Origin of the sequence: Bradyrhizobium sp. I71, assembly GCF_022354745.1 — a bacterium.
In the GTDB taxonomy this organism is placed as follows: Bacteria; Pseudomonadota; Alphaproteobacteria; order Rhizobiales; family Xanthobacteraceae; genus Bradyrhizobium; species Bradyrhizobium liaoningense.
Window position 1 is genome coordinate 1,517,643 of sequence record NZ_CP059398.1, and the last position, 15,862, is coordinate 1,533,504.

Genomic DNA, 15,862 nt, shown 5'->3' on the forward strand with positions numbered 1-15,862 from the left:
GGCTTCCCTCGTTCCGTCAGACGCTGCGGCTGGTGCCGCTGGAGACCGTGCGGGCGGCGGCAACGCGACCGGATGCGCCATAGGGCGACACCGCCGCGATCTGCTCGCGGATCGCCTGCATGACGGCCTCGATCCGGCGGTTGCTGGCCTCGATCGCCGCGCGCAGGCGCACCAGATTCTCGTCCATCGCCGCACGCAGCTTCAGGATCTTGTCCAGAAGCTGCTCGCGCAGGATGCGATCCGTGACGGTCAGGCTCGTCGTTCCCGCCGCGCACTCGGCGACGGTCCGCTCGAAAATCTCCGCGAGCTTGTTCTTCTCGTCGACCTGCTTCAGGCGGGAGGCCGGCAGGCCTTTGGCGAGCTCGGCGTTCTCCTCGGCAACCAGCGCGGTCAGCGTGTCGATCAGCGCGATCAGCGACTTGATGCTGCTATCGCCGCTCGCGGCGTTCGTGCTGGTGGCTTGCCTGTTGGCTTGGGCTACACTCATGGTCATCGCCTTCTTCTAGTTGTGCCGTTTGCCGCGGTCGGCCTGCGAGCTGCGCAAATACGCGCCGATCGCGGTCGTCCTGACGGTTGCCTGCCTCATTTCGCTCTCGATCTCCGCGGCCTGCCGCAGGAGACCGCGCCGCGTCGTCTCCAGATCGTCGAGCAGCGCGAGCAATTGCCTGCGGTCGCTGCTCTTGACCGTCGCGGTCCGCGCCAGGAGCCGCCGTAGCCGGAGCAGCAGAGCCTCGCCGACGGCGTTTGCCTTTTCGCCTGGCATCGCTCACCTCATCGCCGAGATCAGGGTGTCGTACATCTTGTTGACGGTGGAGACGACCTGGGACGCGGCGGAGTACGCCTGTTGCGCCGAGATCATGCTCGAGAACTGGCTGGAGGTGTCGGTGGTCGAGGACTCCAGCTCGCTGCCGTAGATCGTGCCCGCGCCGTTCTCCCCGGAACCCTGCAGCGCGGCGTTGCCCGACGTCACCGTCGCTGAATAGATGCCGTTGCTGGAGGCGGCGAGCCCGTTGGGATCGGCGAAGGTCGCCACCGCGATCTTGTAGATCGCGATGGTCTGGCCGTTGGAATAGGTCGCGTTGACGATGCCGTCGTCACCGATCGAGATGCTCGACAGCTTGCCGTAGGACAGGCCATCCGAATCGATGCTGGTGACGTTGACTGACGGCGTGGTTTCACCCGAGGCATATTGCGTGAGGCCGTCGGTCTTGCCGGCGGTTCCGAGATTCATGGTGATGGTGCTGTCCGCTGCACCGTCGGTCCAGCCGGTGATCGAGATGGTGGCCGGATCAGGATTGGTGCTGGCGAGCGAACCGTCGCTGTTGAAAGTGATGTCGATCGTGCCTGACGCCGTGCCGGTCGCAGTCGTGGTATCCGACGGCGAGGTCGGATTGGCGAAGCTCGCGCTCCAGGTGTTGGTACCACTCTTGGTCCAGGTAACCTGCATCGAATTCGCCGCGCCGAGCGAATCGTAGACCGTCACCGAACTGGTGTAGGTGTCGCCCGTCGCGGCGTCCGACGGCAGGTTCGCAGCGATCGTGGTCTTGGTGGTGGCGCTGCCGCTGGTCGAGGCGACCTGGGTGTTGATGGCTTCGAGATTGCTCGCCGATTCATTGCCGACGACATTGCCATCGGCATCGGTGCGCCATCCCTCGAGATAGTAGCCGTTGTTCTGGAGATAGCCGGCATTGTCGGTCGTGAAGGCGCCGTTGCGGGTATAGGCGACCGTGCCGCCCGACTTGGCGTCGGTCACCACGAAGAAGCCGGAGCCCTGGATTGCCACGTCCGTGGCGTTGGAGGTCGCGGCGAGCAGGCCCTGCTGGGTGATGTTGGCGCGGCCCGAGACGGTGACGCCGCCGGAAGCGTAGGAGGTCGTATTGCTGGAGGCGGTCACGAGCGAGTCGAACATCGCCGAGGTGGTCTTGTAGCCGGTGGTGTCGGAGTTGGCGATGTTGTCGCTGATCATCGACAGGGACTGGCTCTGGGCGTTGAGCGCCGAGATCGCCGAGGACAATGCGCCGGTGAGACTCATGATGAAGCTCCGAGGAAATCAGGACGTGAGATCAGGATGTGACGCCGAGGATGTTGGCGGCGCTGACCGCGACACCGTTCACCGTGAGCGAGGGCGTGGACGTCGAGGTGTCGATGCCGGTCACCGTGCCGCTGACAGTCGTGTAATTGAGAACCGAGTTGCCGGCAGTGTCCGTCGCCGTCACCGAGATGGTGTACTTGCCACCGTCGGAGAGCTGGTTGCCGCTTGAGTCCTTGCCGTCCCAGGTGAAGCTGTTGGAGCCGGAGTTGCCGGTGCCGGTGCCGGTGTAGACGACATTCCCGGAGGAATCCGAGATGCTGATCGAGACGTCCGAAGCGGTCGACGACAGCGAGTAGCCATAGGTCGCCGCGCCGTTGCTCAAGGTCGCCGTATCGGACTTCGCCTCGACGGTGTGGCCGATATAGTTCACCGAGTTCAGCGTCACGAGGCTCGAGAACGAGCTCGCCAGCGACGACAAGTTGGAGTTGATCGACTGCTGCGAGGTGAAATTGGCGTAGGAGGTGAGCTGATTGACGAGGTCGGTGGTCGAGGTCGCATCCAGCGGATTCTGGTTCTGCAGCTCGCTGACCAGCAGGGTCAGGAAATCGCTGGATGTCAGCGTCGAATTGGACGACGCGCTCGACGACGACGATGTCGTGGTGGTCGCAGTCGTTGCAGAACTCACGGCGGAAACGGTCATCGGAGACTCCGGCCTTCTCTTGCTGCCGGCGACCAGTGTCGGCTCGCGGCGCATGAAATCTGTGTGCTGATGAAACGGGTGGGCGTGCGGATTCAGGCGGCGATTCACGCGGCTTTCGACACGGCAAAATCTGCCGTGTGCCCGCGTTTGAAATGCGGCTGGCTCAAGCTGATTTGCGGCGACGGTGGCGGCGCGTTCCCTCGCCCCGCCTGCGGGGAGAGGGTGCGGATGAGGATGAGGAGAAGTCGCCGCGAGGACGGTGGCAGTTGGACTCGCGCAGAGTCCTCCTCATCCGAGTTCGATCTCTTCCCGCGAGCGGCAGGGCTATCGCATATGAGTTCTTGGCGAGGGCCTGAGCGAGCGCCTCGTCCTTCGAGACGACCACTTCGCAGTCTCCTCAGGATGAGGCTGAGTGGCATCGGCGCCCGCTGAAATTGCTGCCGCGCTCTCAGTCCTCATCCTGAGGGCCCGCCAAAGGCGGGCGTCTCGAAGGATGGCCGCAGGAAAAGCTCTCAAATGCGATAGCCCTGCCGCAAGCGGCGAGACATTGAGCCAGCAACGAGATTCACTCGAAGCTGATCAGCTCTCCGCCGTCTCGCCTTCGGTGCGCGGCTCGGCAGTGTCATCTTTCGTTTTCGCGGCCGCAGCGACGATGCGGTCGGCGAGGCCTGCCGGCGCGCGCACCGGCGGTGCCGCGAGCGCAAGGCGCAGGGCGCGCGCCTCTTCCAGCAGGGCCTGAGCAGCGGACGATCGCGACAGCAGCTCTTCGGCGGGCAAGCGCCGGTCGTCGGGCCAGAGGGAGAGATCCTCGCCCAGCCGATCGATCAGTTCCTCAAACTCGGTGACGTCCATCGCCCGCCGATCCCGCCTCGGTCAGGCCCGTCATAAAGCATTGCGGGCGCGGCGGAAACCGGATTTCGGCGGCCTCGGCCGCCGAAAGCGCCGCAGCACTGTGGAAAGCGACGGAAACGGCGGGCTGGATGACGCCTGCCCTCCTCCGCGTCGCATTGGGGCAAACGTCTTCAGCCCTTGCGGGCCGAATCGGCTGGCCCAGGCTTGCCGCCCCGCACGGTCGTGTCGACGAACTCCCAGGCCTCCCGCAGCTCGGTCAGCCCGGCGATGATGCGGCCGAAACTTTGGCGGGCGTGCGGACGGCCATAGGCCTTGTGGCTCGCCAGGATCATCGCGTTGTAGGTCTGGAACAGCCGCTCCGCCACGTCGCCGCCTTTGGCGAAATCGAGGTTGTGGCTGAGCCCACGCAGGATCGCGGTCGCCTTCATCAGGTGCTCGTGCCCTTCCTCGAAACGCCTTGCCTCCTGGGCGGCGAGCGATTTCTGGAGAGACGTGATCGTGCCGCCGAGCAGCATCGAGACCGCCTTGAGCGGCGGTACAGTCGTTGCCGTTCCCCGATAGGCCTGGTTGGCCATGTACGTCATCGGATTATGCATCATCAATCACTCGAGCTGTTGAGCAGGGCCTTGAGATAATCGAGCGTGCTGTTCGCACTCTCGATCGCGGCTTGGTATTTCGCGTACTGCGTCTGCAGCTGCGACTGCAGCGTCGCCGCGGCGCTGTTGATGTCATCGACCTTTTGCTGGAGCTCGTCGTCGCGCGTCGTCAGGCTGGTGATTTGCGTCTGCAGTGCGCCGGTCGATGACGAATAGTTCTTCGCAATCTCGTAGATCTGCGATGCAATCCCGGTGGTCGAGGTTACCGTGATCGACTGCGAGGTCGAGCCGCTATAGGTGAAGGCCATGCCGGCATAGATCGAGCCGGACGCACCGATGATCGTGGTGCCGCTGACGGTAAACAGCGAGGAGTCGCCGCCGACCGAGGCCGCGGACAGGTTGCCGTCGGAATCGACGGTCAGTTCCAGGGTGAAGGATTGCGGCGACGTCCCGGTGTTGACGACGCTGAGCTGGCTCGACGACGTCGTGGTTTGCGCCGACAGCAGTTCGGTCACGCCGCTCAGGTTGGTGCTCAGGATCTCCGACAACGTGCTGGTGTCGAGCTCGAGCTCGTTCTTCTCGTTGAAGGACAGGCCGAGATCGGCCATCGTCATGCCGCCCACGGTGCTGTTCAGGGCGTTCTGGAGCGCATCCATGATGTTGCGCATGGTTCCGTCGCCGAACAGGACCGCGCTCGAATCTGCGGTGCCGTCGGTCGCGGTCGTCTGCTGGGCGATGACCTCGTCGCGAAAGGCATTGTAGTTCGTGACGAAGGTCTCCAGCGCCGATTGGATCTGGCTGGTGTCGGTCTCGATACTGATGTTCAGCGAGGTTCCGTCCGGCGTCGCCTGGAGCAGGCTGAAGGTGACCCCGCTCAGAACGTCGGTGATGTCGTTGGTGTCGCGGGTCATCGAAATGCCGTCCAGCGTGAATTCGGCCGACTGTGCCTCCTGAATGACGTTGGTGAAGCTGCCCGAGCTGTCGGTCACGCCGAGCTCGTTCATGATGTCGTCGCCGGACGTGCTGGAATAGGTGATGTCCGCCGCATCCGCGGTGCCGGTCAGCACCATCTGAAATGACGTGCTGGACACCTGCACGATGGAGGCCTGGACGTTGGTGGTCGAGGTCTGCGCATTGATGGCATCGACGACGTCCTGTAGCGACATCGTGCTGGTGACCGTGATGTCGGACGTAGCCCCGCCCTCCAGACCGATGGAAAACGTGCCGGAATAGCCGAGCTCGTCGGTCTGGCTCGATTGCGAGGCACCGGACACCTTCTGCGCGGTGGCGATCTGGCTGATCGTCAGCGTGTGGTCGCCGATCGCGGCCCCGCTCTTGATGCTCATCGAGAGCGCCGAGGAGGCGCTGACGTCGCCGGTCGAGCCGATGCTCGCCGAGCGCGTCGCAAAGGCGCTTGTGGACAGCGAGTTGACCACCGCAGTCGAAAGCGACGCCAAGCCGGAATACAGCGTCTTCAGATCGCTCTGGAGCGTCTGGTAGGCCGAGATCTTGGCCTCGTTGTTCGTGATCGTCGTCGAGATCGTGTCCGCCTGCGCGGTCTTCGCATCGACGGCGGCCTGGATCAGCGCGGACCAGTCGATACTGCTCGAATTGGTGGTCCCGCTCGTGGTGACGGAGACTGCCGAACTTGCGCTGCTGGTGCTCGAACTGACGGTGGCCACTTTGCGACGAGGTCCCTGATAGTGGACGGGCCGGCATCATGCCGGCCCGTTCGGATCTTCATCAGCCCAGCAACTTGAGCAGGTATTGCGGCATCTGGTTCGCCGCCGCCAGCGCCGACACCGCGGCCTGGGTCTTCACTTCCGCGGAGGAGAGCTTGGACTGCTCGGCCGCGATATCGACGTCCTTGATCGCCGAGTTCGCCGACTGCAGGTTCTGGGTCTGGGTCGAGATCGAGTCGGCGCTGAAATTGAAGCGGGACTCCTGGGCGCCGATGCTGGCACGGGCCGCGGAGACCGTGTCGATCGCAGTATCCAGCGCGGTCAACGCCGAGGTCGCGTCCGACAGCGTGCTCACGTCGAGCGAAGACACGCCGAGCGAAGAGGCCGTGAGGCTCGTGAGAGTGATGGTGATGGTATCCGAGCCCGAGGAGCCGACCAGAACGGAGACGCCGGAGGCGAACACGCTCGAGCCGTCGAGCAGGCTTTGGCTGGAATAGCGGGTGCCGGACGCGATCGAGTCGATTTCGGCCGTGAGCTGCGTGAACTCCGAATTGATGTAGGCGCGGCTGGAGTCGGTCGTGGTGCCCGAAGCCGATTCCGAAGCCAGCGACTTCATGCGTGCGAGAATGTCGGAGATGTTGGAGGCGCCGCCGTCGGCGGTCTGGAGAATCGCGGTCGCCTGCGAGGCGTTGGTCGCGGCCTGCTGCAGCGTGGTGACGTCCGAAGAGATGCGGGTGGAGATCGCGAGACCGGCGGCGTCGTCGGATGCGGAGGTGATCCGCGAGCCGCTCGACAGCTTCGACAGCGAGCTGGTTTCCTGCGCGGAGTTGATGTTGAGATAGCGGACTGCCGCATTGGCGGCAGTGTTGGTGTTGATTGCGGGCATCTGAAGCTCCTGTTTGATGGGCACGGCGTGCCGCTTCGTGGGACTCGACTTACGACGACGCGGACCGCAGCCCCGTCCGTTCGCTCAAACGGCGGAGCGCGAGGAGATCAGGCGCGAAAATCTTTGCGAGGCGATTTTTATGGTTAGCAGTCGGTAAACGCGGTGCGGATGTCGCGCTCGTGCTTGCGCAGGAGCTGGCGAAGCTGCTGGCGGCCGCGCTTGAGCAGCGACTCGACGGCGGCGACGGTTGTATCCATCACCTGGGCAATCTCGCCGTTGCTCATGTTTTCGTGGTAGGACAGGATCACCGCGACGCGCTGTTGCTCGGGCAGGCGCTGCATCGCGAGCTCCAGCATGTCGTTCAGCTCGTTGCGCTCGATGAGCTCGACGGCGCCGGGCTGATTGTCGGCGACTTCCGGCACGGCCTCGACGTTCTCGGTGCGCGGCTTGCGACGCAGATCGATGCAGCGGTTGGAGATGACACGGTAGAGCCAGGTCGAGAATTTGGCGCGGCCGTGCTGCCATCGTCCGCGATGGCTCCAGATCTTGAGCATGGAATCCTGCACCACGTCCTCGGCGTCCGCGGCGTTGCCGACGATACGCAGCGCAATGGCATAGGCGCGATCGATGTGACGCTCGACCAGCATGCGGAATGCGACTTCGTCGCCGGTGGCGAGCTTGTCCAAGAGTTCGCTGTCCTCGTCGTAGACGACATCGGCGGCATCAGGCGCGCCGCCCGGCGCGAGCGGCGCGGACGGCATCATCGGCACCGTCTCTTCGGCCGGCACCGTCGTCGCGATCTCGGCCTCGGCGGGAGCCCAGACATCAGCAGCGTAACTCATCCCGCAACCTCCAACCCGCAATGCCCGCGGCGCCCATGCCACACGGCTTCCAAGCGTTGAACGCGGGACAAAAGCAATCCAGGCGGTGAATTTCCGTTGTTTTTCAAGATGTTACCTGGTCATTTTTGCCGAGTATCGGGCAATAATTGCCGGTCGCGCGATCATCTTGCGCGTCGTACCTGCAATCATCACATCGTCTCGCGCCATGGCGGATCGTTCATCCTGAGCAGATGTCGTCGAGAGAAAACGCTGACATTACGCGGCACTAGGTGATCAAACGCGATACGCGCTCGGTGCGTGAAGAGACAATTGTTTCCGAGTGTGAATGAACGCGAGACGACTTTCGCACCCGGCAATTTTTTCCGAATCACCTTTTGCGAACCTAGCGATTTTTTTGAATCTGTCAGTCACGACGAATGCGATTTTGAATCACGCGTGAACTTTTTTCGCTCCCGTGGCGCCTGACCTCATGCGCACGCACGTTAATCGCTCTGATTGGCGGGGATTGCTGGCATGACGATCACAACGACTGGCGCAGCGCGCCGCGCGCAAATTGTTTCTGCTTGGTCGTTCGATGTTTTCGATACATTTCTGCTTCGCGCCTGCACGACGCCAGATGGCGTGTTTGAAAGGGCTTACGAGCTTTCGGGCATTTCACGATCTTGTCCGAATGTTTCCGCGAGTTTCGTTCAGCATCGTATCCAGGCCGAATCGCGTGCACGCCGGACCGCGAAGGAGAAACGCGGCGTGGGCGAAGTGCACATCGACGAGATCTATTCCTATTTTCCATTCAGGCTCTTCGGTCTGGCGCGCGGCGATCTGACAGATCTGGTCGAATCGGAGTTTGCGGCGGAGATCAAGCTCTGCCGCGCCAATCCGGACATGCTTCGGCAATATCAGGACATGAAGCGCGCGGGCCACCGCGTGGGATTCATCTCCGACACCTATTGGGATTCCGACCGGCTGGCGCGATTGCTGCGGGCTTGTCATCCCGGCCTGAGCTGGGACTTTCTCTACGCATCCTGCGACCACGGCAGCAGCAAGAGCGAGGCGCTGTTCGCGACGTATCTGTCGGAGCAGAGCATCGACGCCAGCGCCTCCTTTCACGTCGGCGACAATGAGAAGGCCGACATCAGGGGCGCGAAGCGCCACGGTATTCGCCCGCGCTACTACCCGCAGGCCACCGCCGAGCTTGCAGCGAGGTTTCAGCGCGAGACCGCGCTGTTCGAGCTGTTGTGCACGGGTGCGCCGTCTCGGCTCGATCACGGCGCACGCACCCTGCGGCGCATGGTCGTCGCGCGCAGCGCCGAGAGGTCTCCGGCCTTCCATCTGGGAGTGACGGTGCTCGGCCCGGTGATGAAGGCATTCGATGCCTTTGTTGCACGGCGCTGCGAAGAGGTCGCAGGTCCCGGCCGAAAGGTCGCCCTCGGCTTCCTCGGCCGCGACGGCTTTCTGCCGCACCGGATCTGGCAGCAGCTGCACGGCATGACTTCGGCCTATGTCGAGATCAACCGCCGCGTCAGCCTGATCGCCTCCGCCGACACGATGCAGCCGATCATCGATCTTCTGGGCAAGATCCTGAAGATCGACGCTCCGACCTTTCACGACATGATGAAGATCCTGCCGCCGAAGGTCGCCGCGTTCTTTGCGAAGTCGCCCGACGGGATCGTGACCGGCCTCGAGATTGCCGAGGCGCTACCCGAGCTGATGGGAGCGGATGAGATCGGCGAGCTCGCGGCCGGCTTGCGCGCGAGGTTGCTTTCCCATCTGCGCCACGTGATTCCCGGCTTCGACGACTGCACCGATCTCGTGCTCGCCGATCTCGGCTATTCCGGGAGCGTGCAGAAGGCGCTGCGTCGGATCTTCGAGCTGGAAGGCCTCAACATACGCCTCCACGGCGCCTATCTGATCTCGCTCGATGACGCCTTCGACGACGTCGCGGAGGAGGACAGCGCCACGGGCTTCATCTCCGATCTCGTCGTCACGCCCCATGTGAAGCGCATGCTGATCCGCAACATTGCGCTGCTGGAGCAGGTCTGCTGTTCGGCCGACGGTTCGGTCCGGGACTATGACGGCGGCACGGTGCTGCGGGAGATCAATCCGCGACCCATCAGCCAGATCACGCTGGCGGCAAACATCCAGGCCGGCACGCTGGCCTTTGCGGAATGCGCCGAACAGGTCGCGGTGGATTTTCGTCTGAGCCCCTATGCCGCGCCCGACGTCGCCGCGCGCTGGTGCGCGGCGACCTTGGCCCGGCTTCTGCTGCTGCCTGATGAGGACGAGCTGGCGCTGCTGGGCGAACTGAAGCATGACGTCAATCTCGGCACCCATGCGCTGGCGCCAATGATCGACGGCGACTACATCCGTCGGCAGATCACCGCCCGCGGTCTCTCAGCCGCCTGCACGACATCGGCACCGCCGATGTGGCTTGCAGGCTGCTTTGCGCGCCTGTCGGCGTCTCACTCCTATCTCTACACGCTGTTCGGCGCCAACCGCCTGCCGGCCGACGTCTTCGAGGAAAGGCCCCGCGGCCCGGTCCAGGTCGGACTGTTTCGCGGGAACGGCGAAGCGACGCTGGAGACGGTGACAGTTCACCACAACGGCCTCGGCGAGCTGCGCGTCCGTATTCCGGTCTCGCGTGCGATGGGTATCGCCACGATCGTCCTGCCGCTGCCCAAGTTCGCCGCCGAAGGTCTGCTGCATGGCGTGACGATCCAGAGCGCCGCCGATGTCCGCGACGCCGCGGAAAGCCAGAGCGTGGTCGGCATCGCGGCCGAGAGCCTGGTCTTCGCCGGGATAGAGCGGAACGGCGACCATTATCGCGCCGAAAGCGAGGATGGCTGCCTGCTGATCCCGGTCGCCCCCATGACCGAGGATATCGCGATCTACTCCGTGGCAATTGCGCCGCTTGGCGCCCATCCCAAATAGCCCGCCTGATCGCATCGCCTCGACCGTTGAAGTCCAGGGCTGAGACCGGGGGGTACGGAATTGACGGACGAAGACCTTGATCGGCTGTTGCAGTCCGGCGGCGTGAGGCTCGGCCGGGCCCAACGCGACCGCCTGGACTGGCTGTTCAAGCAGTATGGTGCGCCGCGCGACGATTTCAGCGAGTGCCGGCGGAGCGGCGTCATCATCCTCAAGGAGCCGCCAAGCGGTGCGGTCGCCGAGCTGTTCTACCGCTCGCTGACGCCCGCCTGCGCCGTCGTCATTCCCAGAAGCGAAAACCCCGGCTTCGACTTCCTCAAGTCCAAGCTGACCGAGTTCGGCACTGTCGGCCCCTGCGGCGCGGACGGCCCGCATGAAATGTGGTGGGGCGGGATCGGATGGTCGAAATTCCTCGCCGCCACCGATTCATCCACCGTCCGTCCGCGGATCGTCTCCTGCTACCCACGCGGCGGCGACGCCACCGCGGCCTTCGCGCTCCGGCATTCGCTCGAACGGTTTGACCTCGCCTGCCACATCGAGCCGATCGACACCCAGCTCGGCGAACGCATCCTCTGCTTCGAGAAGTCCGAGTTCATGATGCGGATGTGGAACAAGTACCGCGAGCCGCTGCTGTTCGTCGAAGCCGGCGCGGTGGTGCGCGAGGCGCCGCTGCTGCCGTCCTTCCTCGGCTGCGACGTGGCCCTGCACAAGTGGAATCGCTGGGAGATGTCGGCGCGCACGCTCTATCTCGGCCGCACCAAGGCTGCGGAGATGATGCTGCGCGCCTGGCAGCAGCTCGCCGCGTCCTATCCTGCGATCTGGGAAGGCTATCTGCTCGACCAGGCCTGGAGCCTGACATCCTCGCAAGCGCCCCTCGACACCGTCTGGCTGCCACGCTCCTACCACGCGCTCCAGGGTGACCTCGGCGCGATGCGTGCCACAATCCTGCACGACCAGCAAACGACGACGCTGGAGCTCGGTCCAGATCCCGCCTTTGCCGGCATCGCGCGCGCAGCCCGCCGCGCCGGACGGACCGGCGCTCGCGACGCCTTCATGGTCATGACGTCGAAAGCCGAGACGGGCCCCGGCATCGCCGTGATCCTGCGGGACGTCTCCGCCAGTGACGCCGGCGCGGTGGCTGCGACCGTGGAAGCCGTGACGGGCGCCTATACCGCCAATTGCGGCGGCTACGGCCGGCTCGAACTGTCCCTCTGCGCCTGGCAGGACGACGTCGGCGCCGCCCGCGAAGCCGCCGCCCAGGCGCGCTGCCGCATCCTGGAGATCGCGCCGGGACAGCGCATCGCCAACGACTTCTTTGCGACCCACGCTTCCGACGAAGCGGTCATGACCGCCCGCCATCTCTTCCCCTGACGGACACCTCACGATGCTCAAGACCATCATCCTGCTCACCGACACCGTGCAACAGCAGCGGCCGCTGGCCAGTCTGCTCCGCGAACACAATCGCGATCTCACCTTCTGCTCGGCGCTGCGCGCGTCCGACCTCGGCGCGATCGAAGCCGACGTGCTGAGCAAGGCTCGGCTGGTGTCGTTTGCCGCCGACGTCGCCGCCCCGGAAAAATTCCTGCTCCGGCTCGGCTATGGTGCCTACAAATTCTACGCCGCGCCGACGCAGTATCCGGGCCTGCCGCCGGCGCCCGACGAGAGCGACGAGGATCCGCGCTGCTATTCCGTGATCGCGCAGTCGATGACGATCTGGCCGGATTTCAAGAAGGTGGTCGGCCTGGAGACCGTGACGATTCCCGACGGCACCTCTGATGCCGAGCGCGAGCGGATGGTGTTCTCTCGCCTCGCGCACCTGTTCTGGCAGATGTCGGGCATGATCGCCGGCGAGGCCATCGATCTCCCTGGCATCATCGAGTCCAGTGAAAACCGGCGTCCAGCGCCCGCGATGATGAACTAAACGCAGCTAGCGCGGTGCGAGGCGACCGAGAGCGCCCGGCGCTGCTCCGGCACCGCGATCGCATCGTCCAGCGCCCCCCGCACGGCAAGGCCGCCGCCGCGCACGGCGGCGGGCGCCCAACTAGAACGAAGTGCCGCCCCCAAACCTGAACTCCTGAACCGTATCGTATTTGCCTTTCGTCAGCGGAACGGCGTAGTCGAAGCGCAGTGGCCCGAACGGCGAGGCCCAGATCAGACCGACGCCGACGGACGACCGCACCAGATTGCCGTCGTCGTATTGCAGTCCGCAGGTCGGGCAGGCCTTGGTGTTGACCTCGCCCGTGGCCGACCAGGAGGTCGGCCCCTGGTAGCCCCAGAGCGATCCGGCATCGGCGTAGACCGCGCCCTTCAGGCCGACTTCCTTGGGCAGGAACCAGAACGGCATCTGCAACTCCATCGACGCGCCCCAGTATTTCGTGCCGCCAAGGGCATCCCCGCTCGAGCCCAGGCTCCAATAGGTGATGTCGCGCGGACCGATACCGTTGGACGCGAAGCCGCGCACGAGGTTCGGCCCCATCTGGAAGTGATCCAGCATGCGCAGGTCCTGGTTGCCGAGCTTGCTCAGGAGACCGCCCTGGAGATGGATCACGCTGACGATGTCGGACACGAGCGCCGTGTAGTATTTGGTATCCAACGCCGTCTTCAGATAGGTGACGTCACCGCCGACACCCGCGAAATCCTGCTTGAAGTCGACCAGCAACCCGTCCGTGGGATTCTTCGTGTTGTCGAGCGTGTTGTAGTTCAGCGTGTAGCCGAGCGCCGACGTCCAGGTCGCGCCGTTCGCCAGCTCTCTCCGGACCGGCAGACTCGACTCACCGTCGCCATAGCAGCCGTATCCGTAAACGCCCGAATCCGTGGAATTGGTCGGGTCCACGCCGCCCAGAACGCTCCTGATGTAGGCCGGCGTCGGATTGAAGGCCAGCGACGTGTTCGATGCGTTGTTGTTGCAATTGTTGTAGGCGCTGGCGAGCGTGATGCTCTGCTGATAGAGCGAATAGCGGAGCTGGAGTGATAGGTCCTCGCGCAACGCAAAGCCCAGGCGCGGAGAAAAGCCCAGCGTCGTCACGCCGTAGCTCGTGTAGCTGTTCGCCAATTGCTGGCGCCAATAGGTGTCGAATCCGAGCGCCAGCCGGTAGTCGAGCAGATAGGGCTCGACGAAGGACAGCGATATGCCGCGCGAATACTGGCCGTAGCTGACGGTCGCCTTGCCGTAGAGCCCTTTGCCGAGCAGGTTGCGCTCGGAGACCGACACCTCGGCCAGCGCACCGTCGGTGGTGGAGTAGCCGCCCGAGATCGAGAAGTCGCCGGTCGATTTCTCTTCCATGTCCACGATCAGGATGACGCGGTCGCTCGACGAGCCCGGCTCGGCCGTGATCTTCACGCTCTTGAAATAGTCGAGGTTCTTCAGCCGCCGCTCGGCACGGTCGACCAGCGCGCGGTTGTAGGCGTCCCCCTCCGAGAGATCGAATTCGCGGCGGATCACGTAATCGCGCGTGCGGGTGTTACCGCGCAGGTTGATGCGCTCGATATAGGTGCGCGGGCCCTCGTCGACGCTGAACACGACGGAGACGGTGCGCGCCTCGAAATTGCGGTCGCCGCCGGGACGGACCAGGGCAAAGGCATAGCCGCGGCGCGAGGCCTCGATCTGCATGTCTTCGGTCGACTTCTCGACCGATTCGACGTTGTAGAGCGAACCGACATGGACGCGCGAATAGACGCGCATCGAGGTTGGATCGAAGTTCGGAATGCTCGAGCGGAAGTCGACCGCGCCGACACGATACTGCGCGCCCTCCTCGATCTTGAAGGTGACGAGAAAACCCTTCTTCTCGGGATCGTATTCGGTGAGCGCGGCGACGACCTGGACGTCGGCGAAGCCGTTCTTGAGGTAGAAGCGGCGGATCAGGTCGCGGTCGGCCTCGACGCGGTCTGGATCATAGATGTCGTTGCTGCCGAGAAAGCTGAGCAGATTGCTTTCATGCGTCTTGATGATGTCGCGCAGTCGCGAGGCCGAGAAGGCGCTGTTGCCGATGAACTCGACGGACTTGACCGGGGTCTTGGCGCCCTCCTCGATCGTGAAGATGAGATCGACGCGATTGCTAGGCTGCTCGATGATCTCAGGCGTGACGCGCACGTCGTAGCGGCCGGACCGGCGATAGATCTCGGCGATGCGCAGCGTGTCGGATTGTACCAGCGCCCGCGAGAAGGTCCCGCGCGGCTTGGTCTGGATCTCGGCCGAGAGCTGCTCGTCCTTGATCTTCTTGTTGCCCTCGAAGGCAACGCGGCCGATCACGGCATTTTCCACCACGGACACCACGAGGCGGCCGCCGGACTGACTGATCTTCACGTCCTGGAACAGGCCTGTCCCGATCAACGCCTTGAGTCCGTCATCGAGGGCGGATTGATCGAGGCGACCGCCGGGGCCGGGTTTGAAATACGAGCGGACCGTCTCGGCCGCCACGCGGCGATTGCCTTCGACCACGATCGTCTCCACGCTCTGTGCAGCCGCCGGCTGCGGCAACAGCACGACGGGAATTGAACTCGCAATCGATACACCACTCATCGCCACCGCGATCAGCAAGCCCCGCAACACCGACATTCCACACCTCAAGAGCACCTCTTGCTCTGAAACGAAACGGCTGTGGCCGCGATGTGGCTTTGAGATTGCTGTACTGTTTCCGGTCGTTGAAATTGATTGGCGGGTCGGCCGCGCGAATACGGCGCCCTGACGACCGCGCGAGCCTTCCGCGGCCAGCGGCCGACGTGCGGACGGTCTCGTACGGGCCGACCAGGCAAGCGCGCAGCAACATCCCGCAACGCCTGAATTCTTTACAGCCTCTGAAGTCGGTGCGAGAGGCGACGGCATCAGGAATTCGCACGGGGCATTTGCCGATGAACGCGCTTGTCATGACCAGAACGGTGCTGGTCGTCCTCCTCACCTCGACCCTCACCGCTCATGCCGCAGCCACGCGCAAGCGCGATCGACAGCAAGCGACGCATGATATCGTCTATGAGTATGGTCCGCACGGGCCCAATCGATCCTACCAGTCCGGCCCGCATACGCGCATCTATGTGAGCAAGCGGTCGTGGCTGGATGGCGGGACCGAAGTGCTTCCCGGGGAGCGTAAGTTCACCGACTACGCCTTGCCGCCCGGCACCTCGTTCGCACGCGGGAACAACAACCGGCCGCTCGACCGTCAACCGCTGAGCCCGGATTCGGACCTGGGCGGATTTGCACAGAGGATTCCGATTTCGTGGTGATCCGGCGCTCTGGTGTCCCGGACAAGCCGCAACGCGCATGCGTTGCGGCGCAGAGCCGGGACCCAGGGCCAGGCGGCACGGCGCGGCGACGTGGACCCCGGCTCTGCAGCGCACCGCTGAAGGAGCGCTG

14 protein-coding genes are annotated in these 15,862 nt (G+C 64.2%); 4 read left to right on the top strand and 10 right to left on the bottom strand.

Translation table 11 applies throughout. From position 1 onward, the window contains the following. Positions 1-16: 16 nt before the first annotated feature. The 9 genes from FJV43_RS07585 to FJV43_RS07625 form a co-directional block, all read right to left on the bottom strand. Positions 17-493, bottom strand: coding sequence for a flagellar protein FlgN (locus FJV43_RS07585; protein WP_239625842.1), 477 nt, complete (start codon positions 491-493; stop codon positions 17-19). Positions 494-502: 9 nt separating this feature from the next. Next, positions 503-763 carry a hypothetical protein gene (locus FJV43_RS07590; protein WP_239625844.1) on the bottom strand — a complete coding sequence of 87 codons (261 nt, stop codon included), beginning with the start codon at positions 761-763 and terminating at the stop codon, positions 503-505. Positions 764-766: 3 nt separating this feature from the next. Then, complete coding sequence (gene flgE, locus FJV43_RS07595) at positions 767-2,032, bottom strand: flagellar hook protein FlgE (protein WP_239625846.1); 1,266 nt, start codon at positions 2,030-2,032, stop codon at positions 767-769. 31 nt (positions 2,033-2,063) lie between these two features. After that, positions 2,064-2,732, bottom strand: a complete 669-nt coding sequence (locus FJV43_RS07600; RefSeq protein ID WP_239625848.1) for a FlgD immunoglobulin-like domain containing protein — start codon at positions 2,730-2,732, stop codon at positions 2,064-2,066. Positions 2,733-3,311: 579 nt separating this feature from the next. Next, positions 3,312-3,584 carry a hypothetical protein gene (locus FJV43_RS07605; RefSeq protein WP_239625850.1) on the bottom strand — a complete coding sequence of 91 codons (273 nt, stop codon included), beginning with the start codon at positions 3,582-3,584 and terminating at the stop codon, positions 3,312-3,314. A gap of 170 nt (positions 3,585-3,754) precedes the next feature. Continuing rightward, on the bottom strand, positions 3,755-4,183 hold the full coding sequence (locus FJV43_RS07610; protein WP_239625852.1) for a flagellar export chaperone FliS: 429 nt from the start codon (positions 4,181-4,183) through the stop codon (positions 3,755-3,757). Further along, positions 4,183-5,862 (bottom strand): flagellar filament capping protein FliD, encoded by a 1,680-nt coding sequence (gene fliD, locus FJV43_RS07615; protein ID WP_239625854.1) that lies wholly within the window; start codon positions 5,860-5,862, stop codon positions 4,183-4,185. The genes FJV43_RS07610 and fliD overlap by 1 nt, the downstream gene beginning before the upstream one ends. Before the next feature lie 61 nt (positions 5,863-5,923). Further along, positions 5,924-6,748, bottom strand: a complete 825-nt coding sequence (locus FJV43_RS07620; RefSeq protein ID WP_239625856.1) for a flagellin — start codon at positions 6,746-6,748, stop codon at positions 5,924-5,926. Between the two features lie 143 nt (positions 6,749-6,891). Next, positions 6,892-7,590, bottom strand: coding sequence for an RNA polymerase sigma factor (locus FJV43_RS07625; protein ID WP_239625858.1), 699 nt, complete (start codon positions 7,588-7,590; stop codon positions 6,892-6,894). 747 nt (positions 7,591-8,337) lie between these two features. Between FJV43_RS07625 and FJV43_RS07630 the strand changes: the two genes are divergently transcribed. Genes FJV43_RS07630 through FJV43_RS07640 form a run of 3 tightly spaced genes read left to right on the top strand, consistent with a single transcriptional unit; the run spans position 8,338 to position 12,436 of the window. After that, complete coding sequence (locus FJV43_RS07630) at positions 8,338-10,518, top strand: hypothetical protein (RefSeq protein ID WP_345946180.1); 2,181 nt, start codon at positions 8,338-8,340, stop codon at positions 10,516-10,518. A 60-nt stretch (positions 10,519-10,578) separates the two neighbouring features. Further along, positions 10,579-11,886 (top strand): hypothetical protein, encoded by a 1,308-nt coding sequence (locus FJV43_RS07635; RefSeq protein WP_239625862.1) that lies wholly within the window; start codon positions 10,579-10,581, stop codon positions 11,884-11,886. 13 nt (positions 11,887-11,899) lie between these two features. Continuing rightward, positions 11,900-12,436, top strand: coding sequence for a hypothetical protein (locus FJV43_RS07640; protein WP_239625864.1), 537 nt, complete (start codon positions 11,900-11,902; stop codon positions 12,434-12,436). Positions 12,437-12,556: 120 nt separating this feature from the next. On the opposite strand, the gene bamA is transcribed toward FJV43_RS07640, so the two are convergent. Further along, positions 12,557-15,070, bottom strand: coding sequence for an outer membrane protein assembly factor BamA (gene bamA / locus FJV43_RS07645; protein ID WP_239625866.1), 2,514 nt, complete (start codon positions 15,068-15,070; stop codon positions 12,557-12,559). Positions 15,071-15,363: 293 nt separating this feature from the next. On the opposite strand from bamA, the gene FJV43_RS07650 reads away from it, so the two are divergent. After that, complete coding sequence (locus tag FJV43_RS07650) at positions 15,364-15,732, top strand: hypothetical protein (protein WP_239625869.1); 369 nt, start codon at positions 15,364-15,366, stop codon at positions 15,730-15,732. Positions 15,733-15,862 lie beyond the last annotated feature (130 nt).